This is a genomic window from Pseudomonas sp. B21-051, from assembly GCF_024748795.1.
Taxonomy (GTDB): Bacteria; Pseudomonadota; Gammaproteobacteria; order Pseudomonadales; family Pseudomonadaceae; genus Aquipseudomonas; species Aquipseudomonas putida_A.
Map to the genome: position 1 here is coordinate 1,389,105 of NZ_CP087166.1, position 22,599 is coordinate 1,411,703.

General features: G+C 60.8%; 22 protein-coding genes and 1 pseudogene. 9 read left to right on the forward strand and 14 right to left on the reverse strand.

The features are described from left to right. The first annotated feature begins 40 nt into the window (after positions 1-40). From LOY52_RS06175 to pdxH, 4 genes are all read left to right on the forward strand, one after another. Positions 41-2,377, forward strand: coding sequence for a beta-galactosidase (locus tag LOY52_RS06175; protein ID WP_258678701.1), 2,337 nt, complete (start codon positions 41-43; stop codon positions 2,375-2,377). Positions 2,378-2,567: 190 nt separating this feature from the next. After that, the gene (locus LOY52_RS06180; RefSeq protein WP_258678702.1) at positions 2,568-3,713 is read left to right on the forward strand and encodes a serine hydrolase domain-containing protein; all 1,146 of its coding nucleotides are present in this window, start codon (positions 2,568-2,570) and stop codon (positions 3,711-3,713) included. Between the two features lie 113 nt (positions 3,714-3,826). After that, positions 3,827-4,963: an OmpA family protein gene (locus LOY52_RS06185; RefSeq protein WP_258678705.1), complete on the forward strand. Its 1,137-nt coding sequence runs from the start codon at positions 3,827-3,829 to the stop codon at positions 4,961-4,963. 24 nt (positions 4,964-4,987) lie between these two features. Next, the gene (gene pdxH / locus LOY52_RS06190) at positions 4,988-5,635 is read left to right on the forward strand and encodes a pyridoxamine 5'-phosphate oxidase (RefSeq protein WP_258678707.1); all 648 of its coding nucleotides are present in this window, start codon (positions 4,988-4,990) and stop codon (positions 5,633-5,635) included. A gap of 5 nt (positions 5,636-5,640) precedes the next feature. Here pdxH and LOY52_RS06195 read toward each other — a convergent pair whose 3' ends face one another. Further along, the gene (locus LOY52_RS06195) at positions 5,641-5,877 is read right to left on the reverse strand and encodes a hypothetical protein (RefSeq protein ID WP_258678709.1); all 237 of its coding nucleotides are present in this window, start codon (positions 5,875-5,877) and stop codon (positions 5,641-5,643) included. Positions 5,878-6,044: 167 nt separating this feature from the next. Between LOY52_RS06195 and LOY52_RS06200 the strand changes: the two genes are divergently transcribed. Next, a complete protein-coding gene (locus tag LOY52_RS06200) occupies positions 6,045-6,509 on the forward strand; it encodes a glycine zipper 2TM domain-containing protein (protein WP_007969461.1) in 465 nt (154 codons plus the stop codon). 79 nt (positions 6,510-6,588) lie between these two features. Here the strand turns inward: LOY52_RS06200 and LOY52_RS06205 are convergent, their stop codons facing one another. Both LOY52_RS06205 and LOY52_RS06210 read right to left on the reverse strand, forming a co-directional pair. Then, positions 6,589-6,828, reverse strand: coding sequence for a pyocin S6 family toxin immunity protein (locus LOY52_RS06205; RefSeq protein ID WP_258678712.1), 240 nt, complete (start codon positions 6,826-6,828; stop codon positions 6,589-6,591). Positions 6,829-6,841: 13 nt separating this feature from the next. Next, positions 6,842-7,476 (reverse strand): annotated as a pseudogene (locus LOY52_RS06210) (colicin E3/pyocin S6 family cytotoxin). A 335-nt stretch (positions 7,477-7,811) separates the two neighbouring features. On the opposite strand from LOY52_RS06210, the gene LOY52_RS06215 reads away from it, so the two are divergent. Further along, positions 7,812-8,906 (forward strand): PLP-dependent cysteine synthase family protein, encoded by a 1,095-nt coding sequence (locus LOY52_RS06215; RefSeq protein ID WP_408980422.1) that lies wholly within the window; start codon positions 7,812-7,814, stop codon positions 8,904-8,906. Positions 8,907-9,044: 138 nt separating this feature from the next. Here LOY52_RS06215 and LOY52_RS06220 read toward each other — a convergent pair whose 3' ends face one another. The 3 genes from LOY52_RS06220 to LOY52_RS06230 form a co-directional block, all read right to left on the reverse strand. Further along, complete coding sequence (locus LOY52_RS06220) at positions 9,045-10,658, reverse strand: NAD(P)/FAD-dependent oxidoreductase (RefSeq protein WP_258678715.1); 1,614 nt, start codon at positions 10,656-10,658, stop codon at positions 9,045-9,047. A 97-nt stretch (positions 10,659-10,755) separates the two neighbouring features. Continuing rightward, the gene (locus tag LOY52_RS06225; RefSeq protein WP_258678717.1) at positions 10,756-11,409 is read right to left on the reverse strand and encodes a COG3650 family protein; all 654 of its coding nucleotides are present in this window, start codon (positions 11,407-11,409) and stop codon (positions 10,756-10,758) included. A gap of 136 nt (positions 11,410-11,545) precedes the next feature. Further along, positions 11,546-12,145 carry a short chain dehydrogenase gene (locus LOY52_RS06230; RefSeq protein ID WP_258678718.1) on the reverse strand — a complete coding sequence of 200 codons (600 nt, stop codon included), beginning with the start codon at positions 12,143-12,145 and terminating at the stop codon, positions 11,546-11,548. A 104-nt stretch (positions 12,146-12,249) separates the two neighbouring features. Between LOY52_RS06230 and LOY52_RS06235 the strand changes: the two genes are divergently transcribed. Then, complete coding sequence (locus LOY52_RS06235) at positions 12,250-13,164, forward strand: LysR family transcriptional regulator (RefSeq protein WP_258678719.1); 915 nt, start codon at positions 12,250-12,252, stop codon at positions 13,162-13,164. A 244-nt stretch (positions 13,165-13,408) separates the two neighbouring features. On the opposite strand, the gene LOY52_RS06240 is transcribed toward LOY52_RS06235, so the two are convergent. From LOY52_RS06240 to LOY52_RS06255, 4 genes are read right to left on the reverse strand one after another with little or no spacing between them, the layout of a single operon-like run. Continuing rightward, on the reverse strand, positions 13,409-13,885 hold the full coding sequence (locus tag LOY52_RS06240; RefSeq protein WP_258678721.1) for a DoxX family protein: 477 nt from the start codon (positions 13,883-13,885) through the stop codon (positions 13,409-13,411). Then, on the reverse strand, positions 13,882-14,643 hold the full coding sequence (locus tag LOY52_RS06245) for a DUF2063 domain-containing protein (RefSeq protein ID WP_258678723.1): 762 nt from the start codon (positions 14,641-14,643) through the stop codon (positions 13,882-13,884). Before LOY52_RS06245 ends, LOY52_RS06240 begins: the two co-directional genes overlap by 4 nt. Then, positions 14,640-15,527, reverse strand: a complete 888-nt coding sequence (locus LOY52_RS06250; RefSeq protein ID WP_258678724.1) for a DUF692 domain-containing protein — start codon at positions 15,525-15,527, stop codon at positions 14,640-14,642. Before LOY52_RS06250 ends, LOY52_RS06245 begins: the two co-directional genes overlap by 4 nt. A 25-nt stretch (positions 15,528-15,552) precedes the next feature. Then, positions 15,553-15,861 (reverse strand): DUF2282 domain-containing protein, encoded by a 309-nt coding sequence (locus LOY52_RS06255; protein ID WP_258678729.1) that lies wholly within the window; start codon positions 15,859-15,861, stop codon positions 15,553-15,555. Positions 15,862-16,150: 289 nt separating this feature from the next. Between LOY52_RS06255 and LOY52_RS06260 the strand changes: the two genes are divergently transcribed. Together LOY52_RS06260 and LOY52_RS06265 are read left to right on the forward strand one after the other, a co-directional pair. Then, positions 16,151-17,524: a DUF2599 domain-containing protein gene (locus LOY52_RS06260; RefSeq protein ID WP_258678731.1), complete on the forward strand. Its 1,374-nt coding sequence runs from the start codon at positions 16,151-16,153 to the stop codon at positions 17,522-17,524. A 34-nt stretch (positions 17,525-17,558) separates the two neighbouring features. After that, complete coding sequence (locus LOY52_RS06265) at positions 17,559-18,797, forward strand: DUF2599 domain-containing protein (protein WP_258678733.1); 1,239 nt, start codon at positions 17,559-17,561, stop codon at positions 18,795-18,797. Between the two features lie 158 nt (positions 18,798-18,955). Here LOY52_RS06265 and LOY52_RS06270 read toward each other — a convergent pair whose 3' ends face one another. The 4 genes from LOY52_RS06270 to livH are packed head-to-tail and all read right to left on the reverse strand — an operon-like array spanning position 18,956 to position 22,598. Continuing rightward, on the reverse strand, positions 18,956-19,657 hold the full coding sequence (locus LOY52_RS06270) for an ABC transporter ATP-binding protein (protein ID WP_003222380.1): 702 nt from the start codon (positions 19,655-19,657) through the stop codon (positions 18,956-18,958). After that, positions 19,658-20,425 carry a high-affinity branched-chain amino acid ABC transporter ATP-binding protein LivG gene (gene livG / locus LOY52_RS06275; RefSeq protein ID WP_258678736.1) on the reverse strand — a complete coding sequence of 256 codons (768 nt, stop codon included), beginning with the start codon at positions 20,423-20,425 and terminating at the stop codon, positions 19,658-19,660. Beyond that, the gene (locus LOY52_RS06280) at positions 20,422-21,678 is read right to left on the reverse strand and encodes a high-affinity branched-chain amino acid ABC transporter permease LivM (RefSeq protein ID WP_096797533.1); all 1,257 of its coding nucleotides are present in this window, start codon (positions 21,676-21,678) and stop codon (positions 20,422-20,424) included. The genes livG and LOY52_RS06280 overlap by 4 nt, the downstream gene beginning before the upstream one ends. Further along, positions 21,675-22,598, reverse strand: coding sequence for a high-affinity branched-chain amino acid ABC transporter permease LivH (gene livH, locus LOY52_RS06285; protein WP_027614381.1), 924 nt, complete (start codon positions 22,596-22,598; stop codon positions 21,675-21,677). The genes LOY52_RS06280 and livH overlap by 4 nt, the downstream gene beginning before the upstream one ends. Between the last annotated feature and the right edge of the window lies 1 nt (position 22,599).

The window sequence follows — 22,599 nt, forward strand, 5'->3', positions numbered from 1 at the left end:
CCATTGGCCTTAGTTGGTCGTTAGGGAGAACTCCGTTCTTATGATTCGCCGTTCGTTGCCTGCCGTATTCGCCTTGATTTTCGCTGCCCCGTTACTGGCGGCGCCTGCGGGTCAGCAGACCCTGTTCAACTTCGTCCGTCCTGCCGACGTGGTGAAAGTCGTCACCGAAAACACTGACCTGCCACAAGCCAACGCCGAGCAAACCCCCGAAGGAGAAGTGCTGCGCCGGGTGACGTTTAACCCCGTGGCTCGCCCGACCCTGCGCCTGACCCCGCAAACCGGCGCCTGGGACTGGTCGCAGTCGGGCATGATGAGCCTGCGTCTGCAAAGCGCAATGAACTGGGCCGTGACGGTTTATGTGCAAATCCAGAGCAACAACGGTCAGACGCTGACCAGCCGCGTCGATCTGCCGGCCGGTCCCGCGCAAACCCTGCTGGTGCCGCTGGTGGCGACTTCGCCGCTGAGCCAGGGCATGAAGGCCGGGCCGCCGATGCCGATGACTGTCGATGGCCAGCGGATTCTGCTGGCCAGCAGCAGCGGTGAACTCGATCGCAGCCAAGTGGTGTCGGTGAGCCTGTGGATGGATCAGCCGAAAGCCGCGCAGAGCCTGCTGCTCGAACGTTTCGGCGTGCAGGACGGCGATGCGGTGACCCAGGCCGTCTACGGCAATCTGGTGGACGCCTACGGTCAATCGACCCGCAGCAAATGGCCGGAAAAAATCAGCAACGACGAACAACTGAAATCCGCCGCCGCCAAGGAACAGCAACAGCTGAAAACCTGGCTGGCCGAGCGCGAAAAGTCCTCGCTGGACAAGTTCGGTGGCTGGAACAAAGGCCCGGCGTTCAAGGCCAGCGGCTTTTTCCGCACCGAGAAACGCGACGGTCGCTGGTATCTGGTGACCCCTGAAGGGCATCCGTTCTATTCGCTGGGGGTCAACACTGTCAGCCCGCAGGTCAACCAGACCTACGTGGCCGGGCGTGAGTGGATGTTCGAATCCCTGCCCAAGCCTGACGAACCACTGGCCAGTCATTTCGGCGAAGGCGACAACCGTGGCGGCAACGGCGCCGATCAGGGCCGCGGCTATGGCAACGGGCGCTGGTACGATTTCTATGGTGCCAACCTGCAACGTCTGTACGGCGAACCTTGCGCAGCACAGGCGCAAGCCGAACCGGCAGCTGCGCCGTGCAAGGCCACGGTCGATCAGCAGAAGTGGGCCACGCATACCCTCGACCGCCTGCAGGCCTGGGGTTTCAACACCGTCGGCAACTGGAGTGCCGACTCGCTCGCCGACGCCGAGCGGGTGCCGTACACCTTGCCGCTGTCGATCGTCGGCGACTACACCAGCATCAGCACCGGCAGCGACTGGTGGGGCGGCATGCCTGACCCGTTCGACCCGCGTTTCGCCATGGCCACCGAGCGTGCCGTGGCCATCGCCGCCCGCGATCATCGTGATGATCCGTGGCTGATCGGTTACTACGCCGACAACGAACTGGCCTGGGCCGGTCCGGGCGACGATCCGCAGTCGCGCTACGCCCTGGCCTACGGCACATTGAAAATGACCACCGACGTACCGGCCAAGCGCGCATTCCTCAAGCAACTGCGCGACAAGTACCGCAACCAGGCGGGCCTGTCGAAAGCGTGGGGCATTGATCTGCCGGCGTGGGAATTGATGGAAGACCCGGGTTTCGTCCCACCGATGCCGAATCCGCAGCACCCGGAAATCGAAAACGACTTCAAATACTTCCAGAAAATGTTCGCCGACACCTACTTCAAAACCATCTCCGATTCGCTGAAATGGCACGCGCCGAATCAGTTGCTGCTCGGTGGCCGTTTCGCCACCAGCACCCCGGAAGCGGTGGCGTCCTGCGCACAGTATTGCGACGTGTTGAGTTTCAATATGTACACGCTGAAACCGCAGGACGGCTATGACTTCGCCGCCTTGCGTGCCCTCGACAAACCGGTGCTGATCACCGAATTCAACTTCGGCTCCGCTGATCGTGGCCCGTTCTGGGGTGGCGTGACGCAACTGGCCAAGGAAGAAGACCGTGGCCCGGCTTACGCCAACTTCCTCAAACAGGCGTTGAGCGAACCGTCGATTGTCGGCGTGCACTGGTTCCAGTATCTGGATCAACCGGTGACCGGGCGTCTGCTCGATGGCGAGAACGGGCACTTTGGTCTGGTGGGGATTACCGATCTGCCGTATCAGGGTTTCGTTGAAGCGGTGCGCAAGAGCAATTTGCAGGCGATCGATCAGTTGGGCAAGGAGGCTGAGAAAGCGGCCGCCGCCGGTCATGAAGCCGAAGGCGGGCGCAAGGCTGAAGCCGGCAAAGGCCCCGGGGGCGGGCATGCCGGTGGGCATTCGGGGAATGGTCACTGAGGCTTGAGGCCTTAAAGATCGCAGCCTTCGGCAGCTCCTACAAAGTTACATTCCCTGTAGGAGCTGCCGCAGGCTGCGATCTTTTGATTTTGCTTTGAAATGACCACCCGGCCCGCAGCTGTTCCCAAATCCCTCAAGGGCTGGAACAATGCGGGCCACTTTGTAGAGCGTTTTCGCGGGGGAGTTGCGGGTGCAGATTCAGGGACATTACGAGCTTCAATTCGAAGCGGTGCACGAGGCTTTCGCGGCACTGTTCGACGATCCCCAGGAACGCGGCGCAGCCCTGTGCATCAAGGTCGGCGGAGAAACCGTCCTCGACCTCTGGTCCGGTACTGCCGACAAGGACGGCGCCGAGGCCTGGCACAGCGACACCATCGCCAACCTGTTTTCCTGCACCAAGACCTTCGCCGCGGTCACCGCGCTGCAATTGGTCGCCGAAGGCAAACTGCAACTGGATGCACCGGTTGCCCGCTACTGGCCGGAATTCGCTGCCGCCGGTAAAGAATCCGTCACCCTGCGCCAATTGCTCTGCCATCAGGCCGGTCTGCCGGCGCTGCGCGAGTTGCTGGCGCCCGCCGCCCTCTACGAATGGCAGACCATGGTCGACGCCCTTGCGGCCGAAGCGCCGTGGTGGACGCCGGGCACCGGCCACGGCTATGCCGCCATCACCTATGGCTGGCTGGTCGGGGAATTGCTGCGCCGCGCTGACGGTCGCGGGCCGGGCGAGTCGATCGTCGCCCGTGTCGCCAAGCCGCTGGGGCTGGATTTCCACGTCGGCCTGGCGGACGAAGAATTCCACCGCGTGGCGCATATTGCTCGCGGCAAGGGCAACGTTGGTGACGCTGCTGCCCAGCGCCTGTTGCAAGTGACCATGCGCGAACCGACCGCCATGACTACCCGGGCCTTCACCAATCCGCCGTCGGTGCTGACCAGCACCAACAAACCGGAATGGCGGCGCATGCAGCAACCGGCCGCCAACGGTCACGGCAACGCGCGCAGCCTGGCCGGTTTCTACGCCGGTTTGCTCGACGGCAGCCTGCTCGAAAGCGAAATGCTTGAAGAGCTGACCCGCGAACACAGCTACGGCGAGGACAAGACCCTGCTGACCCGTACCCGTTTCGGCCTGGGCTGCATGCTCGACCAACCGGACATGGCGAACGCCACCTACGGCCTCGGCCCGCGGGCGTTCGGTCATCCGGGGGCGGGCGGTTCGGTGGGTTTTGCTGATCCCGAGCACGATGTCGCGTTCGGTTTTGTGACAAATACCCTTGGGCCGTACGTCTTGATGGATCCGCGCGCGCAGCAACTGGCGCGGGTACTTGCCACTTGTCTGTAAAGCTTTACATGAGGTTCCAGGGTTGGAACCAGATCCGGTTTTTCGATTCAAAGCGTCAGTTTATCCGGGCAAAAGAGCTCTGATTTTTCATTACTTCACTTTGTGGATTTTCAATGTCATCCAAAAAAACTCTCGCCCTGGCCCTGTGTGTTGCGATTACCGGTTGTGCACAGACTCCTAAAAACGATGCGGACGGCGGTAGCTGGTGGCCGTTCGGTTCCTCCGACAAAGTGGCGGCCAAAGAGCCGGCCCCAGCCCCGGCTCCTGTCGCAGCCCCGGCGCCGCTCAAACCTGCCGCTGCGGCACCTGTGGCCAAGACTGAAAGCAGCAGCCACTGGTACTGGCCGTTCGGCGGTTCCGATGATGCGGCGGCCAAGGCCGATGTAAAACCCGAGGTAAAACCCGAAGCCAAACCGGCGGTAGTGGCCAAGGCCGATGCCGACACCGGCACAAAGTGGTGGTGGCCGTTCGGCGGCAAGGATCAATCGACTGCCAAAGTGGTGCCGATGCCTGACCCGAAAGTCACCCAGGCCTGGCTGGATGACTACGAGCCACGCCTGCGTGCGGCGATCAAGGACAGCAATCTGCAACTCGAGCGCCGTGACAACGTGCTGGTGGTGATCGCGCCGGTTGAAGGCTCGTTCAACCCGAAACGTCCAGCGATGCTGCTGCCGGTGACCCTCAGCCCGTTCACCAACGTCGCGAAAATCCTCGAAGCTGACCCGAAAACCGCAGTCCTGGTACTCGGTCACAGCGACAACACCGGTGCCGCGCCGGCCAACGTCAAACTCAGCCAGGAGCGCGCCCAGTCCGTAGCGGCAATCTTCCGCCTGAGCGGCTTGCAGCGCGATCGTCTGATGCTGCGCGGCATGGGGGGCGATGCCCCGCGTGCGGCCAACGACAGCGCCGAAGGCCGTGCCCTGAACCGTCGCGTCGAACTGCTGGTGACCCCGCAGAACACCATGGTTGCGCTGCTGAGCAAGTACAACATGCCAGCGCCGGCACCGACCACGATGATCGCGGCACAGGACGTCAAGCCAGCAGCCAAACCGGTAACCCCGGCACCTGCTGCTTCGAAGGCCGCCGTACCTGCGACTAAAAAGGCTCCAGCGAAGAAAGCCGCCGCCAAGGCGCCTGCGAAAAAAGCGGCGACCAAGGCACCGGCAAAAACGCCGGCCAAGAAAACCGCTCCGGCCAAAGCCGCGGCGACTGACAAGAAAGTTGCCGCAAGCGATACTTCCAAGCAGTGATCCGCTAACGAAAAGGAATGCGCCATGACCCAGGCTCTGGCAGATATGCGTCGTGATTACACCCGGGACGGACTGACCGAAGCACAAGCCCCGGGCGAGCCGTTTGCGCTGTTCCACCAATGGTTTGCCGACGCGGTGAAAACCGAACAGGCGCCGGTGGAGGCCAACGCCATGACCCTGGCCACGGTGGACTCGGACGGGCGGCCGCATTGCCGCATTCTGCTGCTCAAGGGCCTGGACGCGCAGGGCTTTACCTTTTTCACCAACTACGACAGCGCCAAGGGCCAGCATCTGGCGGCGAATCCTTTCGCGGCCATGACGTTTTTCTGGCCAACCCTGGAACGCCAGGTGCGCATCGAAGGGCGGGTGGTGAAGGTCACGGCGCAAGAGTCCGACGCGTATTATCAGGTGCGACCGCTGGGCAGCCGGCTCGGCGCCTGGGCCTCACCGCAGAGCCGGGTGATCAACGGGCGCGGCGAGCTGGAAGATCTGCTCAAGGCCACCGAGCAGCGCTTCAGCGATACTCAGCCGGAATGCCCGGAACACTGGGGCGGTTATCGTTTGCTGCCCGAGCGCATCGAGTTCTGGCAGGGCCGTCCAAGTCGTCTGCACGATCGCCTGAACTACCGTCAGCAGGGTGCCAACTGGATTCTTGAACGTCTGGCGCCCTGAGCAGTCTACCGAGCGGGATAGCCTGCCGCAGCGGCCTCAAGCCACTGCGGCAGGTCCCGACGCTTGATCCTCCGCACGCGGGCATCGGCCAGTCGTTCCAGCATGAAGGCGCGTTTGTCTTCATCCCTGCCCGCCAGCGACAGGGCCAGATCACGATCCATCCAGCGTTTGATCCGCACGTACAGCCACCAATGGAAGTACAGACCGGCGACGGTGGTGACGAAAATGATCAGGTAATCCATGAAAATCCTTGGGTCGGTAGGGCGGATTGGACGATTTGGCGCTACTGTTGGGTGGGTCTGCAGGTGCCTGTACCGGGCCTGAATAAAATCAAGTTTATCCGGGCTGCGTCGTGACAGGCGTCAAGCAGCGGGGTTTAATGAACACCTGTTCTTTTGGAGTTGATGCTATGCGTAAGTCTGTTCTGCTGGTTGCTTCCTTTTCCACGATGGCGATGTTGCTGACCGGCTGCCAGTCGAGCCTGACCGGTGACTCCTACTCCCGTGACGAAGCGCGTCGTGTGCAGACGATTCGCATGGGCACCATCGAATCCCTGCGTCCGGTGAAAATCGAAGGCACCAAGACTCCGATCGGCGGCGCAGCAGGCGCAGTGGTCGGCGGTGTCGGCGGCAGCGCCATCGGTGGCGGCAAGGGCAGCATCGTCGCGGCGGTCATCGGCGCCGTGGCCGGTGGCCTGATCGGTTCGGCCACCGAAGAAGGCCTGACCCGCACCCAGGGCGTGGAAATCACCGTGCGCGAAGACGACGGCAGCATGCGCGCCTACGTGCAACAGGTTCAGGAAAACGAAGTGTTCCGTGTCGGTGAGCGCGTGCGCATCTCCACCGTCGGTGGCACCAGCCGCGTTTCGCACTAAGCGGAAACGAGCGGTAGAAGAAAACCCCGATCAGGTGACTGGTCGGGGTTTTTTGTTTTTGGATTTCTCGGTGCGATGCTTACATCTCAATACCAATAAACAATTCCAGGTTGGTTGGAATGAACTCATCAGTCAGCATCGCAATCTGTTGCGCCTGCTCTGCAGTCAACAGCCATTCTCCTTCTGCCATGGCGTTGAGGCTCTTGTGGCCCAGGAGCTTCACGATCCGGTCGTTAAAAGCAGGATCAACGACCAGTTCATACTTGAGTGAGCTATCGTCGAAAATGTCGGGTAAGAACCCTGTGATGCACAAGTACATAAGCGCCTCTTGATTACTTGGGAGTGGTTCGCCCGGGTTTGGCAGGTTTTGTCTGTTCGCCAGTTTGAGGATTGAACTCTCCAAGGTGTTTCCCCTGTTTGTCGTACATTTCTACCGTTCCGTGTTGGCTATCCCACTCAAAAATGCGTCCTTTAAGATCTTTCCAGCGCTTACGACGAGCGCCGCCACCTTGTACGCTGCTTTTTGGTTTGTCTTTCACAGCTTCAGGAAATGCTGTCAGACCTTCAGGGGCTTTATGGTAGTTGTGGTCGCCTGTGCTTAGAACAATGTAAACCGGCCGAACCCCCGAATTCGCTGGAAACACCAGAATGAAATCCCGATACTCCGGCGGATAAACCGGATTCACCAGAATCCCGTCCGCCGCTTTCGATTCGAGTAATCGATGATCGCGTCCGGCAACTTGCAGGACTTGGCGAACACGCACCCGGCGCGTACGGGATCAGGCTTTTTCGCCGCAACCTCTCGACTGCGCTCGAAGGCCTCCTGCCGCGCCAGCATGGCGTCGTACGCATTTTGTCGGGCTTCGCGCTCAGCCAGTTCAGTGGCCGTCATGTAGCGCCAGGTGACGTGATGACCGTCGCCCGCCGGCGGGTTGGGGACCCGGGGAATGTCCTTGTTGCGAGCCACTGAGCGTCCTTTCGTTCATCCATCGACAGACCCTCGAAAGGGCTGTGCGACGTTAACGAAGTGGACAAATGCTGGCTGTAGGACGGGTCGTTGATTAAGTGCGGATTGTTCGCTATTTGTCAGGCAGGGGGCGAGCAGGCCACGCCAGCCCAAAGAACGAGGGGAAGGGTTCTGCGCAGTAACTGCAAAAGCCTGATACCCATTTGCACAGAGCCTGGCAGTTGGTGGAGGAATTGAGCCTCAGCTGTATCTGTGAGCCTTGCAGGTTTTTTCCTATGCTTGATGGCTGAGCCTGTGACGAGGCAATTCCTGCCCGACTCAACGAGAACATGACCATGAGCGACAACCGCCAGTGGGCCCGCGAAGCCATCCGCATCATCGAAGCGGATTTCCAGCGCAGCGCCGACACCCATCTGATCCCCTTGCCGCTGCCGGGGTTTGCAGGCATCGAGTTGTATTTCAAGGACGAGTCGAGCCATCCCACCGGCAGCCTCAAGCATCGCCTGGCGCGGTCGTTGTTCCTGTATGCGTTGTGTAACGGCTGGCTCAAGCCGGGCGCGCCGGTGATCGAGGCGTCCAGCGGCTCGACGGCGATTTCCGAGGCGTATTTCGCGCGCATGCTCGGTTTGCCATTCATTGCGGTGATGCCGGCAACCACCTCGAAAGAGAAGATCGCGCAGATCGCTTTCTACGGTGGCCAGAGCCATCTGGTAAAGGATCCGACGCAGATTTACGCCGAGTCCGAGCGCTTGGCTCGCGAGCATGGCGGCCACTTCATCGACCAGTTCACCTATGCCGAGCGGGCTACCGACTGGCGGGCGAACAACAACATCGCGGAGTCGATCTTCCAGCAGATGCGTTTCGAGAAACACCCGGAACCGAGCTGGCTGATTTCCAGCCCCGGCACCGGCGGCACCACCGCGACCCTCGGCCGCTACGTGCGTTATCGCCAGCATTGCACCCGCGTGTTGTGCGCCGATGCCGAGCGCTCGGTGTTCTTCGATTTCTACCAGACCGGCGACGCCAGTCTGCGTCTGGACTGCGGTTCACGGATCGAAGGCATCGGCCGGCCACGGGTCGAGGCCTCGTTCCTGCCGAAGGTGATTGATGCGATGGTCAAGGTGCCCGACGCCTTGTCGCTGGCGGCCATGCATTATCTGGCGCAGCGTCTGGGACGGCATGTCGGCGGGTCGAGCGGCACCAACCTGATCGGCGCGCTGATGGCGGCGCAACAGATGAAAGCGGCGGGGGAGTCGGGGTCGATCGTGGCGATTCTCTGCGATGGCGGCGAGCGCTATGCCGACACCTATTACGATCAGGCCTGGCTGAAGGCGCAGGGCTATGAGCTGGAGGGATTGATTGCGGCGGTGGCGGCGAGTGCCGAGAAAGGTGAGGCGCTGCCTGACTCAGTCCAGCGCGCGAATATCTAAAGCCGAATACAGAGACCAATGTGGGAGCGAGCCTGCTCGCGAAGGCGTCATCTCATTCAACATCATTGTTGTCTGAAATACCGCTTTCGCGAGCAGGCTCGCTCCCACAGGGTTTTATGTTGAGTCAGCTCATGCTGATCAGTCTTCCAGACCAAGAATGTCGCGCGCAACGGCCTCGGCAATTCGAATCCCGTCGACACCCGCCGACAGAATCCCGCCGGCATAACCCGCACCTTCACCCGCCGGGAACAGGCCTTTGACGTTCATGCTTTGCAGCGACTCATTACGCGTGATGCGCAGCGGCGACGAGGTGCGGGTTTCGATCCCGGTCAACACCGCGTCGTGCAGCGAGTAGCCGCGAATCTGCTTTTCGAACGCCGGCAACGCTTCACGAATCGCTTCGATGGCAAAGTCCGGCAGCGCCAGGGCCAGGTCGCCCAGGGCCACGCCCGGTTTGTACGATGGCTCGACTTCGCCCAGCTCGGTGGACGGGGTGCCGTTGATGAAGTCGCCGACCAGTTGCGCCGGGGCTTTGTAATCGCTGCCGCCGAGGATGAAAGCGTGGGATTCCAGACGCTCCTGCAACTCGATACCGGCCAGCGGGCCGCCCGGGTAATCGACTTCCGGGGTGATGCCGACGACGATCCCGGAGTTGGCGTTGCGCTCGTTACGCGAGTACTGGCTCATGCCGTTGGTGACCACGCGATTCGGCTCGGAAGTCGCCGCCACCACGGTGCCGCCCGGGCACATGCAGAAGCTGTAGACCGAACGGCCGTTCTTGGCGTGGTGCACCAATTTGTAGTCGGCGGCACCGAGTTTCGGGTGGCCGGCGTACTTGCCCAGGCGCGCGCGGTCGATCAGCGATTGAGGGTGTTCGATGCGGAAGCCCACCGAGAACGGCTTGGCTTCCATGAACACGCCACGGCTGTGAAGCATGCGGAAGGTGTCGCGGGCACTGTGGCCGAGGGCCAGGACCACGTGTTTCGAATGCAGGGTTTCACCGCTCGCCAGTTCGACGCCGACCAGTTGGCCGTCTTCGATGAGCACGTCGGTGACGCGCTCCTGGAAACGCACTTCGCCGCCCAGGGCGCGGATCTCTTCACGCATGGTCTCGACCATGCCGGTCAGCCGGAACGTACCGATGTGCGGTTTGCTGACGTAGAGGATTTCTTCCGGCGCGCCGGCCTTGACGAATTCGTGCAGGACTTTACGGCCGAGAAACTTCGGATCCTTGATCTGGCTGTACAGCTTGCCGTCGGAGAACGTGCCCGCGCCGCCTTCGCCGAACTGCACGTTGGACTCGGGGTTGAGCACGCTTTTACGCCACAGGCCCCAGGTGTCTTTGGTGCGCTGACGAACTTCGGTGCCGCGTTCAAGGATGATCGGTTTGAAGCCCATCTGCGCCAGCAACAGACCGGCGAAGATCCCGCACGGGCCGAAACCGACCACGATCGGGCGCTGGCTCAGGTCGCTCGGCGCCTGACCGACGAATTTGTAGCTGACATCCGGCGCCACGTTGACGTTACGGTCGTCGGCGAACTTGCCCAGCACCTTGGCCTCGTCGCGCACGTTGAGGTCGATGGTGTAGATGAAGCACAGCTCGGAGGACTTTTTGCGCGCGTCGTAGCTGCGCTTGAACAAGGTGAAATCGAGCAAATCATCGCTGGCGATGCCCAGACGCTGCACGATGGCGGTACGCAGGTCTTCTTCGGGATGGTCGATTGGCAGCTTGAGTTCGGTGATTCGTAACATGGCGAGGATCCGGATTCGCGGGGCGCACAACTGCGCCAGGGCGTTTGAAGGCCGCGATTATAAGCCGCAAAGGCCGGATCCGGTGAGGCTAAAACGCTCAGTCGTTGCGCGATCCGCCGAAATACCCGCAACCACGCTCGACCTTGCCGTCGATGCGCAGCTCGGCGTTCATGTGCTGCACGCTGCCGGTGCTGCTGTCGATGCAGCGTTGCGGCGCGACCCACAACTCGATGTGCTGGTTGTTGGCTTCGCTGCTGAGGTTGAAGCGGCCGTCGCCCAATTGCTCTTCGACATAAGGCACCGCCAGCGCCGGCTGGCCTTCGCGGTCGATGACCATGCCCTTGCCGCTGACTTTGACGTTCCACTCGGGCCCGTGGCCGGCGGCACGCAGGATCAACAGTTTGAAGTTCGGGTCATCGCACGCGGTGCCGGAGCGCTCGACGCGATACAACTGGCCGAGGTCGAGGCGGTCGCCGGCGATCTTCCCGCGCACATCGGCAAACAGCTTGCCCTGCTGATCGGCGAGGGTCGCGGCTTCTTGCAGCACGCTGGTGCCGCCGATGTCGTTGACCACGTACTGACGCTGTTCGCCACACGGCTGGAACACCAGTTTGCCGTCGGCTGCCGTCAACTGCCCCTGCATTCGGGTTTGTCCGATGTGGGACGCGCTTTCACGCGAGCCATCGAGCAATTGGCAGGCGGCGAACAATGGCAGCAGGGCAACAACGATCAACGAACGGGCAACACGCATCTTCGGCTCTCCAGACAAGTGCCGCCACGTTACGCAGGCTGACCATCAAATGCAAAAGATCGCAGCCTGCGGCAGCTCCTACATGCAGACGCACGCTCCTGTGTAGGAGCTGCCGCAGGCTGCGATCTTTTTGCTTTTAACCGACGTGAAAAGTCTGACCGGTTTGCAGCCCTTCGACACTTTTCGCGTAGGCCAATGCCACATCGGCTGCCGGAACCGGCTTGTAGCCACGGAAGTACGGGGCGTAGCTGCCCATCGCTTCCAGCAGCACGGTCGGGCTGATCGAGTTGATGCGCAGGCCACGCGGCAATTCGATGGCGGCGGCTTTGACGAAGCTGTCCAGCGCGCCGTTGACCAGTGCCGCCGAGGCGCCGGAGCGGATCGGGTCGTGGCTGAGCACGCCGGTGGTGAAGGTGAACGAGGCGCCGTCGTTGGCGTATTCGCGGCCGATCAGCAGCAGGTTGACCTGGCCCATCAGTTTGTCTTTCAGGCCCAGGGCGAAGCTGTCAGCGTTCATCTCGCCGAGTGGGGCGAAGGTCACGTTGCCGGCGGCGCAGACCAGCGCGTCGAACTTGCCGGTTTGCTCGAACAGTTTGCGAATCGACGCGCTGTCGCTGATGTCGACCTGGAAGTCGCCGCTGCTGCGACCGATGCGAATCACTTCGTGACGCTGGCTCAGCTCTTTATCCACGGCCGAACCGATGGTGCCGGCGGCACCGATCAACAGAATCTTCATGGGACTGTTCCTCAATGGGTTGAACGAGGTTTCAGTCTAGAGTGGTTTTTTCTGCGGATAAGCGCACTAATAGGCAACCTTTGGTTTTCAAATGGAAACAATCCATGAGCGAAATGGATGATCTGGCGGCGTTCGCGGTGTTGATCGAGGCCGGCAGCTTTACTCTGGCGGCGCAGCAACTGGGTTGCAGCAAGGGTCAGTTGTCCAAGCGCATCAGTCAGCTGGAGGCGCAGTTTTCCGTGGTGTTGCTGCAACGTACGACGCGCCGTCTGAGCCTGACTGCCGCCGGCGCCGCTTTGCTGCCCCAGGCGCAAGCGCTGGTCGTCCAGGTGGAGCGCGCGCGGCAGGCATTGGCGCGTTTGAAGGACGACATGGCCGGCCCGGTGCGGATGACCGTTCCGGTGTCGCTGGGAGAGACGTTTTTCGACGGCTTGCTGCTGGAGTTCTCGCAGCAATACCCCGAGGTACAGATCGAGCTGGAGCTGAACAACCACTATCGCGACCTGTCGCGGGATGGCTTCGATCTGGCGATTCGCACCGAGGTGGCCAATGACGAACGGCTGGTGGCCAAACCATTGCTGGCGTGGCAGGAAATGACCTGCGCCAGCCCGGCGTATCTAGAGCAGTTCGGCGAACCGCTGACCCCGCAGGAGCTGGCCGAACACCGCTGCCTGCTCAACAGCCACTACAGTGGCCGCGAGGAATGGCTGTATCACCAGCAGCACGAATTGCTGCGGGTGCGGGTGTCGGGGCCGTTCGCCAGCAACCATTACAACCTGCTGAAGAAAGCCGCACTGGCCGGTGCCGGTATCGCGCGGTTACCGTCGTATCTGCTGCAAACGGAGTTGGCTGATGGCCGGTTGCGCTGGCTGCTGCGCGATTTTCAGACGCGGCGGATGCCGATGTATCTGGTGCATCCGTACCAGGGTGGTTTGCCCAAGCGCACGCAGGTGCTGGCGGATTATCTGATTGGCTGGTTCAAACGCAGCGGCGAGGCGTTGGATCGCCTGGCGCATTGACAACGATGCCTGTGATATCCCTGATGTCCGTGATGTCCGTGATGTCCGTGATGTCCGTGATGTCCGTGAAACCTGTGATACCTGTGATACCCGTGTAGGAGCTGCCGAAGGCTGCGATCTTTTGATCTTGAAAATCAAAAGATCGCAGCCTTCGGCAGCTCCTACAGAGATATCAGAGACGTCAGAGACATCAGGGACATCAGGGACATCAGAGACATCAGAGACATCAGAGACATCAGAGACATCAGCGTTTGTAGTACCTGGCGATCAGGTGATCAATCGACAATTTCCCCGGCCCGGTCGCCATCAGGTACAGCAACACCGCCGCCCAGGTGCCATGGGTCGGGTAGGCATCGGGATAGACGAACACCTCGATCACCAGCGTCATGCCCAGCAGCGCCAGCGCCGAAAATCTCGTGGCGAAGCCGATCAATATCAGCACCGGAAAGAAGTGTTCGGCAAACGCCGCCATGTGCGCGGCGATTTCCGGTGACAACAGCGGCACGTGGTATTCGCTCTGGAACAACGGAATCGTCGAGTCCGCCAAGCGTGGCCAGCCGAGTTGAACAGTGCCGTCGATCAAGTCGATGGCCAGCCCCTCGACCTTGGTCTGCCCGGACTTCCAGAACACTGCGGCAATCGAGAACCGCGCGATGAAGGCGATCAGGCTGTGAGGGATTTTTTCCATGAGTCCGATGGCGCGAGTGATGAGGTTGTTCATGGTGATACCTTGGTGTTCAGGTCGGTGATGGCGTTGTGGCCGATCAGCAGGGCGAGGGTCTGCGGCAGATCGAAAGGAGGACTGTCTTGCGCCGCGTCCAGCAGCGCTCGATGATTGAGCAGATGGCGGATGAACACGCTGGCGCCGTGATCAGGGAGAGCAAAGACCTCGACCTCCAGGCCGTTGCGCAGCACCAGTGCGTGTTGGCCTTGATGAATATCGATGCCCTCCAGCGTCGTGTCTCCTTGATGCGCCGCCCAGATCGAAACCACCGCACAGGCCGAATCGAGCAGGTGCAGCGAGGGATGCAGGGTGATGTTCAGTTCGGCGAGTGTTTGTGGATCGGCCAGTGCAGCGCTGATCTGTTGCGCACTGACCGTCGCGGCATCGGCGGCGTGATAAGCGCGGGTGCGCAAGCGTTCGAGCCGTGCGACATCGGCCAGATACGGCACCTCGGCCGCCGGTTCGAATGCGTCAATGAAGTCCGCCAGACCGTCGCCGTAACGGCTCATCAACGGACTGTGCGGTGGCTGTTGCTGGATGAAAATGCTTGCCATGGCGCGAAAGAATTCCTCGCCGACCAACTGCTGCACCACCGGATAACTGTCGGCCAGCGCGTTGATCAACGAACCTTGCACGTTATTGCGATACACCGCAAAACGGCTGGCAGGATCGGCGCCGTTGGCGCTGCACAGGCCGGCGGGGCAGGGCAGGCGAGTGTCGAGCAGGGCGGCGCTGAAGTCGGCTTGCGTGCTCATGGCCGACTCCCAGCGTGCAGCAACAACGCTTCGGCCTGCTGCGCCTCGGCCAGCAGCACATTGAACGCCGGGACCTGATTGTCCCGCTCGATCAAGGTTGCCACCGGGCCAACGCGTTCAAGCGCCTGTCGGTACAGCGCCCAGACCGCGTCATCAATCGGCGCGCCGTGATCATCGATCAGCAAGCGGTCGCCGAGGCTGTCGGCATCCTCGGCGAACCCGGCCAGATGAATCTCGCCAACCGCGTGCAACGGCAGCGCGTCGAGGTAGGTCAGTGGATCGCGTTGATGATTGATGCACGAGACGTAGACGTTGTTGACGTCGAGCAGCAGACCGCAGCCGCTGCGGCGGATCACCTCGGCGATGAACTGCGGCTCATCGATGGTCGAGCGTTGGAACGCCAGATAAGTGGCGGGATTTTCCAGCAGCATCGGCCGCTTGAGGCTGTTCTGCACTTGGTCGATATGGTCGCAGACCCGGTTCAGGGTCGACGTGTCATACGCCAGCGGCAGCAGGTCGTTGAGGAACACCGGGCCGTGGCTCGACCAGGCCAGGTGTTCGGAAAAGGCTTGCGGTTGATAGCGCTCGATCAGTGTTTGCAGGCGTTGCAGGTGCTGAACGTCCAGTGGCCCTTCGGCCCCGATCGACAACCCGACGCCGTGCAGCGACAGCGGATACTGCTCGCGGATCAACCCGAGAAAATGATGAAACGGACCGCCGTCGACCATGTAGTTTTCGGCGTGGACTTCGAGGAAACCGATGTCCGGTCGGGTGCCGAGCACTTCACGCAAGTGCCCGGTCTTGAGCCCCAGCCCCGCGCGGGGCGGGAGCCCGCAGAGGGCTGCCCGAGTGCGCGGTGGGACAGGTTCGTTGGTGGTGAACATGAGCGTCACTCGGGCAGGCAATGGATCAGGACTTGGCTTTATAGGCTTCCATCTGACCGAAACCGGTCGGTGAGGTCTCGCTCTCGGTGGTGGTGCAGGTGCCTTTTGGCACGAATTTCCACGAGTTGGCCTGGTAGTCCATCTTCGCTGTGCCGGCACAGGTAGTGCCCGCGCCCGCGGCGCAATCGTTGTGACCTTTCATGGCCACACCGAAGCATTTTTCCATGTTGCTGTTATCGGCGGCATTGGCGCTGGAAACGGCAGTCATGCTCAGGGCAGAACCAAGAGCCAGAACCAGTGCAGCGGCGGACAGGGTGCGAGTGGTAGCAGTCATGATGTTTCTCCAGATTTGAGCTTGGGTTTTACAAGCGAAGTGCGCTTGCTTACCCCACTAGAGAAAGCTCATGGCGATGCGTTACAGCGCCCCCGAAATTTTTCAGAAAAAAATGCAAATCCCTGTAGGAGCTGCCGCAGGCTGCGATCTTTTGACTTTGATTTTAAATTCAAAGGCCAGATCAAAAGATCGCAGCCTGCGGCAGCTCCTACAGGGATTTCTTCGGTTCCGCGTCTATAGTCATTTGCAACGGCCTCTGTCACAGGCCGATTTACCAGGACGGTATCTCATGACGAAGGATCGCTCAGTCCGCGCTGCGCTATTGCGCAGGACTTCCTCTTTTGCGCTCGCCTGCACGCTGCCCTTGCTGTTCGGCACGGCTTACGCGCAGACGCAGGTTGATCCGCTGGACACGCTCAAGCGCATCAACAGCAACTACAACACCCTCAAGGACGCTTGCCAGGAACCCGATACCGGTGCTGCGCGCGGGCTGTATTACTGCAGCGGCGTGACCTTGCGCATGGTCAATGACGGGCCGTTCAATCCGTGGGATTACAGCCCCTACGCAATCAAGATCGGCGCCACTTCCTATTCGTGGATTCGCAAGGATCTGAGCACGCGGATTCTGATTCATCCGGCCGGTTTCATCTTGCGCACACCCACCGATGCGGCGGCGTTGAAGCTGCCGGTCAAAGAGCAGGGTTTCACCTGCATCTATGCGTTTGATGGCGGCACCGGGCCGGAGCGTAAATGGTATGGCTGTGGATTCTTCGATAGTCGCGAACCGCCGCGCGCGGCGCAAGGCACGCTGAACAATCGCAATGCCGCGCTGGCTTATGGCACCTGTGCCGAGGCCGGGGTGACCACCGCCGAGCAGTGGACGCAGAAATACACCGGGCTGATGAAGGGGCCGATCCAGTACAGCCAATGTTCGTGGAACGCGGAAAAAACCAGCGACTGGCACGCGATGATCCGTGTGCACGAGTCGCGGCCGAACACCACCAACAAGGATCCTTTTGCCTTCAGTGCCCAGGTCAACGAGTTCATGTTGAAGAACGCCACCGCGACCAACGATGGCAGCGAAAACATGAAGTACATCGATGCCTTCATCTACAACGTCAACAGCACGCAGAATTTTGCGACCCGCGGTGATCAGGCGCCGCCGAAACCGGAGAACGGTTTGAACAGCGCGCGCAATTTCCAGAAAAAACTCCAGGCCCAGGGCTACAGCGTGCCGATCCTGCGTCTGGACTTCACCAAGCCAGCCGAACAGCGTTTCAGCTATGTCGCTGCCGATCAGGCGATCGCCGAAATGGTGGTGGGTGGCGCCCCTGTACCGCAATACATCGCCTCCGCCGACTGGATCAAACGTTACGACCCCGGCACCCGCAAGGATGAATGGAGCCTGAGCATCGTGCCCACCGCGGCGGGACGCGCCTTGCCCGGTGAGCAGGTCGGCGCTCTGTACGATCAGTTGTTCGCCCTCAAGGGGCCGGACAGCAACTGGCGCGACAACGAAAAGTCCGCTGGCAGCATGCGTCAGCAACTGCGCTGCGTGCTGGTCAATTACCGCAACAAGACGCCATGGAATCTGGAACCGTTCAGGCCGGCGTTGTCGGACAGCGAGACTCGCGCCGCCGGTTGCAACCCGGTTCCGCGTTAAGTGTGTGTGTTGGCTAATCAAGGAGATGCAAGCCATGAACAAACGTCTGAACAGGATCGCCCCGTTGCTCGTATTGCCGCTGTTGGTGCATGCGGCATGGGCCAGCGCCGAGTCATGTGACGAGACGCTGAGGAAGGTTGAAAAGCTCTACAACAACACCGTCGACAGTTGCGGTCAGGACCCAGCGTCTGACTGCTCAGGGCTGCTGGTGCGCGGCACGCACCGGGCCGATCCGGCCAAGGGGCAAAAGTGGGACGTCTGGAACCCCAGCCCGAAAGCCGTGGAGCTGGGCACGTTTGCCGCCTCGTTCATGCGGGCTGACGGCATCAGTTATGAAGACCCTGGCATGAGCACGCAGAACGGCTATCTGATTACGCCACGGGATCTGGTGAAAGACCCCGAGACGCCGGTGCATGTCTATTGCGCGTTTCCCAACGATGCCTGGACCGATTTTCGTAACGACCGTGGCTGTGGCGACAACAAGAACACCGCCCCGACCGAGGCGGTCTGCCAGGCCATGAAACCACCTATTGCGACGCCGAATGCTTGGGTCGCGCACTTCACCCAGTACAACAACAATCGCCAGCAGGACCAGTTGCAGTGCGGTTTCAACATGCGCAATCCGATGAGCAGCAAGGAGCGGGTCGACGCCTTCCGCAATTTCATGGGCGCGCGCAAAGTCATCAACAGCCGTGAGTTTCAGACTCAGACCGAGCTGCGCCTGGGCAATCCGAAAACCGATGAACTGCCGATTCTGGCGTTTTTCTACAGCGATCAGCGCGGTCTGAACGACGCGTTGGCCAATCAGAAGGATTACAAGGCCAAGACCGGCAAGGATCGCAACATCATCAAGATCGACTTCCCGAAAACCCCGGTGGCCAAGGCCTCTTTCTCGTGCATCCAGACCTCGACGCCGACAGAACCGAAATTCTGCGACGAGTACATCGAGTCCAGCACTTGGGTACAACGTCCCGATCCGAAACTGGGGCCGAAGACCTGGTCGCTCTCGGTCGTACCGACTGCGTGTGGTCGGGCGATCAAGGACGACCAGACCGACCGGATGTTTGCCGAGCTGTACAACAAGCACAAGGACGATGCGCAATGGCGTGAGTACAGCGTCAATGGCGGGTCGTTGCGGCGGCAGATGGTCTGCCATCTGGCGGCAACCTACGAGGGCAAGCCTGTGAGGAACAAGCCTGAGTGGAACCTTGAACCGGCGCGTCCGTATGTCGATCAGGCCACCGCTGTAGCCCAACACTGCAATCCGTACTGACGGCACTGTCCTTGTAGGAGCTGCCGCAGGCTGCGATCTTTTGACTTTGCCTTTTAAAAGCTAGATCAAAAGATCGCAGCCTGCGGCAGCTCCTACAGGGGGGATGTGTGAGTTATAAAAAAACGGCCCGAAGGCCGTTTTTTATTGGGCGAAATGACTCAACCGCCGAGGTACGCCTCGCGCACTTTCGGGTCGGTCAGCAGTGCTTCACCGGTGCCTTGCATGACCACGCGGCCGTTCTCCAGAACGTACGCACGGTCAGCGATTTTCAGCGCCTGGTTGGCGTTCTGCTCGACCAGGAACACCGTTACACCATCCTTGCGCAGCTGTTCGATGATGTCGAAGATCTGCTGGATGATGATCGGTGCCAGGCCCAGTGACGGCTCGTCGAGCAGCAGCAGTTTCGGCTTGCTCATCAGCGCCCGGCCGATGGCGAGCATCTGCTGTTCGCCGCCGGACATGGTGCCGCCGCGCTGGTTGAAGCGTTCTTTCAGGCGCGGGAACAGGCCGAGGACCTTGTCCATCTGCTCCTGATAGTCGCCCTTGTCGGTGAAGAAGCCGCCCATGGACAGGTTTTCTTCGACGGTCAGCCGGGCGAATACCCGACGACCTTCCGGCACTACGGCGATGCTCTTGCGCATGATCTGCGACGAGTCCTGGCCGACCAGTTCCTCACCCATGTAGCGGATGCTGCCGCTGTGCGCCTGCGGTGAACCGCAAAGCGTCATCAGCAGCGTGGACTTGCCGGCACCGTTGGCACCGATCAGGGTCACGATCTCGCCTTGGCGGACTTCGACGTTGACGCTGTGCAGGGCCTGGATCTTGCCGTAGAAGGTGGAAACGTTTTCGAACTGCAGCATTTACGCTTCCCCCAGGTAGGCTTTGATCACTTCAGGATTGTCGCGGATCTGTTCCGGCGTACCGTCAGCCAGAGGTGTGCCCTGGTTGATCACGACGATGTGGTCGGAAATGCTCATGACCAGTTTCATGTCGTGTTCGATCAGCAGCACGGTGACGTTGTGCTCTTCACGCAGCACGCTGATCAGCGCCTTGAGGTCTTCGGTTTCCTTCGGGTTCAGACCGGCGGCCGGTTCGTCGAGCATGAGGATCCGCGGACGGGTCATCATGCAGCGGGCGATTTCCAGACGTCGTTGCTGACCGTAGGCCAGGGTGCCGGCGGTACGGTTGGCGAACTCTTTCAGATTGACCTTTTCCAGCCAGTATTCGGCATATTCCATGGCCTCGCGTTCGCTCTTGCGGAACGCCGGGGTCTTGAACAGGCCGGACAGGAAGTTGGTGTTCAGGTGACGGTGCTGGGCGATCAACAGGTTCTCGACCGCCGTCATTTCCTTGAACAACCGCACGTTCTGGAAGGTGCGCACCACGCCCTTGAGGGCAATCTTGTGCCCCGGCAGGCCCTGGATCGGCTCGCCGTCCAGCAGGATGCTGCCGCCCGATGGCTGGTAGAAACCGGTCAGGCAGTTGAACACGGTGGTCTTGCCCGCGCCGTTCGGCCCGATCAGCGCCACCACTTGTTTTTCCTTGACGGTCAGGGCCACGCCATTGACCGCGAGCAAGCCGCCGAAGCGCATGCTCAGGTTTTCGACCTTAAGAATCTCGCGGCTCATTTTCGCAACTCCATGTGTGGGCGTTGCATCGGCAGCAGACCTTGTGGACGCCAGATCATCATCAACACCATCAGCGCACCGAACATCAACATCCGGTATTCGCTGAACTCACGCATCATTTCCGGCAACAGGATCATCACCACGGCCGCGAGAATCACGCCCAGTTGCGAGCCCATGCCACCCAGCACGACGATGGCGAGGATGATCGCCGACTCGATGAAGGTGAACGACTCCGGCGTCACCAGACCCTGACGGGCAGCGAAGAAGCTGCCGGCGAAACCAGCGAAGCTCGCGCCCAGGGTGAACGCCGACAGCTTGATGATCGTCGGATTCAGACCCAGTGCACGGCAGGCGATTTCGTCTTCACGCAGCGCTTCCCACGCACGGCCGATCGGCATGCGCAGCAGGCGGTTGATGATGAACAGCGCTGCCAGCGCCAGCAACAGGGCAACCAGGTAGAGAAAGATCACCTTGTTGATCGAGTTGTATTCGAGGCCGAAATACTCGTGGAAGGTTTGCATGCCTTCCGCCGCTTTACGTTCGAAGGTCAGGCCGAAGAACGTCGGTTTCTCGATGTTGCTGATGCCGTTCGGGCCACCGGTGATGTCGGTCAGGTTACGCAGGAACAGTCGGATGATCTCACCGAAACCGAGGGTCACGATCGCCAGATAGTCACCGCGCAGACGCAACACCGGGAAACCCAGCAGGAAGCCGAACGTCGCCGCCATCAGGCCGGCAATCGGCAGGCAGATCCAGAAGCTCAGGCCGTAGTAGTGCGACAGCAGCGCGTAGCTGTAGGCGCCGACGGCGTAGAAACCGACGTAACCCAGGTCAAGCAGACCGGCCAGACCGACGACGATGTTCAGGCCAAGGCCGAGCATCACGTAGATCAGGATCAGCGTGGCGATGTCCACCGCACCCCGGGAGCCGAAGAACGGCCACACCAGTGCACCGAGGATCAGCGCAATGATGATGTAGCGTTGCGTGGTCGGCAGGGTCAGGAAGTTGCTGGCCTTGGCCGGGATCAACGGCAGCCCCGGCGAGGATTTCCACGCCTTGCTGATCTGCTGGTTGAACAGCACCCGCAGGAACATCAGCACCGAGCACACGGCGATGGTCGCCAGAATGGCCGGGCTGGTGCCGTGCACTTCAAGGTTGATGCCGACGATGGTCAGTTTCAGACCGAGTACCGGATACGCAACCGCCCAAACCAAGAGCGCACTGAAGAGTGCTTGCTTAAGATTTTTAGTCATACCTTCTCAACCTCCGGACGGCCCAGAATGCCGGTCGGACGGAACAACAGCACCAGAACCAACAAGCCGAAAGCCACGACGTCCTTGTACTGGTCGCCGAAGATATCGGCGCCAAAGGCTTCCGCCACCCCGAGCACCAGCCCGCCGAGCATGGCGCCGGGGATGCTGCCGATTCCGCCGAGTACCGCAGCGGTGAAGGCCTTGAGGCCGACGAGGAAACCGGCGTTCGGGTTGATCACGCCGTACTGCATGCTCAGCAGCACAGCGGCGACGGCTGCCAGCGCAGCACCGATGACGAAGGTCAGGGCGATGATGTTGTTGGTGTTGATGCCCAGCAGGTTGGCCATCTTGATGTCTTCGGCGCAGGCGCGGCAGGCGCGACCCAGGCGAGAGCGGGAGATGAACAGCGTCAGGCCGAGCATGGCGACCAGGGTCACCACGAACACCACGATTTGCATGTAGGAAATCAGCACTTCATGTGCGCCACCTGGCCCGATGGAGAAATTGCCGGGGATCAGGTTGGGGATGGATTTGTCCTTGGAGTCTTGCGCGAGCAGAACCGTGTTCTGCAGGAAGATCGACATACCGATCGCGGAAATCAGCGGAATCAGACGGTTGCTGCCGCGCAGGGGGCGGTAGGCGATCCGTTCGATGCTGTAACCGTAGGAACTGGTGACGACGATGCTCGCGATGAACGCGGCGGTCATCAACAGCGGGACGTTGTCGATTCCCATCATGGCCAGCCCGGCGATGGCGATGAACGCCACGTACGAACCGATCATGTACACCTCGCCGTGGGCGAAGTTGATCATTCCAATGATGCCGTAAACCATCGTATAGCCGATGGCGATCAGGGCATACGTGCTGCCAATGGTCAGGCCATTAACCAGCTGTTGGAAGAAGTGATAGATGTCAGGCATT

Excerpts from the sequence above, each read along its gene's own strand:
- LOY52_RS06175 (WP_258678701.1), top strand. The coding sequence starts at position 41 with ATGATTCGCCGTTCGTTGCCTGCCGTATTCGCCTTGATTTTCGCTGCC.
- LOY52_RS06185 (WP_258678705.1), top strand. The coding sequence starts at position 3,827 with ATGTCATCCAAAAAAACTCTCGCCCTGGCCCTGTGTGTTGCGATTACC.
- pdxH (WP_258678707.1), top strand. The coding sequence starts at position 4,988 with ATGACCCAGGCTCTGGCAGATATGCGTCGTGATTACACCCGGGACGGA.
- LOY52_RS06195 (WP_258678709.1), bottom strand. The coding sequence starts at position 5,877 with ATGGATTACCTGATCATTTTCGTCACCACCGTCGCCGGTCTGTACTTC.
- LOY52_RS06200 (WP_007969461.1), top strand. The coding sequence starts at position 6,045 with ATGCGTAAGTCTGTTCTGCTGGTTGCTTCCTTTTCCACGATGGCGATG.
- LOY52_RS06205 (WP_258678712.1), bottom strand. The coding sequence starts at position 6,828 with ATGTACTTGTGCATCACAGGGTTCTTACCCGACATTTTCGACGATAGC.
- LOY52_RS06215 (WP_408980422.1), top strand. The coding sequence starts at position 7,812 with ATGAGCGACAACCGCCAGTGGGCCCGCGAAGCCATCCGCATCATCGAA.
- LOY52_RS06220 (WP_258678715.1), bottom strand. The coding sequence starts at position 10,658 with ATGTTACGAATCACCGAACTCAAGCTGCCAATCGACCATCCCGAAGAA.
- LOY52_RS06225 (WP_258678717.1), bottom strand. The coding sequence starts at position 11,409 with ATGCGTGTTGCCCGTTCGTTGATCGTTGTTGCCCTGCTGCCATTGTTC.
- LOY52_RS06230 (WP_258678718.1), bottom strand. The coding sequence starts at position 12,145 with ATGAAGATTCTGTTGATCGGTGCCGCCGGCACCATCGGTTCGGCCGTG.
- LOY52_RS06235 (WP_258678719.1), top strand. The coding sequence starts at position 12,250 with ATGAGCGAAATGGATGATCTGGCGGCGTTCGCGGTGTTGATCGAGGCC.
- LOY52_RS06240 (WP_258678721.1), bottom strand. The coding sequence starts at position 13,885 with ATGAACAACCTCATCACTCGCGCCATCGGACTCATGGAAAAAATCCCT.
- LOY52_RS06245 (WP_258678723.1), bottom strand. The coding sequence starts at position 14,643 with ATGAGCACGCAAGCCGACTTCAGCGCCGCCCTGCTCGACACTCGCCTG.
- LOY52_RS06250 (WP_258678724.1), bottom strand. The coding sequence starts at position 15,527 with ATGTTCACCACCAACGAACCTGTCCCACCGCGCACTCGGGCAGCCCTC.
- LOY52_RS06255 (WP_258678729.1), bottom strand. The coding sequence starts at position 15,861 with ATGACTGCTACCACTCGCACCCTGTCCGCCGCTGCACTGGTTCTGGCT.
- LOY52_RS06260 (WP_258678731.1), top strand. The coding sequence starts at position 16,151 with ATGACGAAGGATCGCTCAGTCCGCGCTGCGCTATTGCGCAGGACTTCC.
- LOY52_RS06265 (WP_258678733.1), top strand. The coding sequence starts at position 17,559 with ATGAACAAACGTCTGAACAGGATCGCCCCGTTGCTCGTATTGCCGCTG.
- LOY52_RS06270 (WP_003222380.1), bottom strand. The coding sequence starts at position 19,657 with ATGCTGCAGTTCGAAAACGTTTCCACCTTCTACGGCAAGATCCAGGCC.
- livG (WP_258678736.1), bottom strand. The coding sequence starts at position 20,425 with ATGAGCCGCGAGATTCTTAAGGTCGAAAACCTGAGCATGCGCTTCGGC.
- LOY52_RS06280 (WP_096797533.1), bottom strand. The coding sequence starts at position 21,678 with ATGACTAAAAATCTTAAGCAAGCACTCTTCAGTGCGCTCTTGGTTTGG.
- livH (WP_027614381.1), bottom strand. The coding sequence starts at position 22,598 with ATGCCTGACATCTATCACTTCTTCCAACAGCTGGTTAATGGCCTGACC.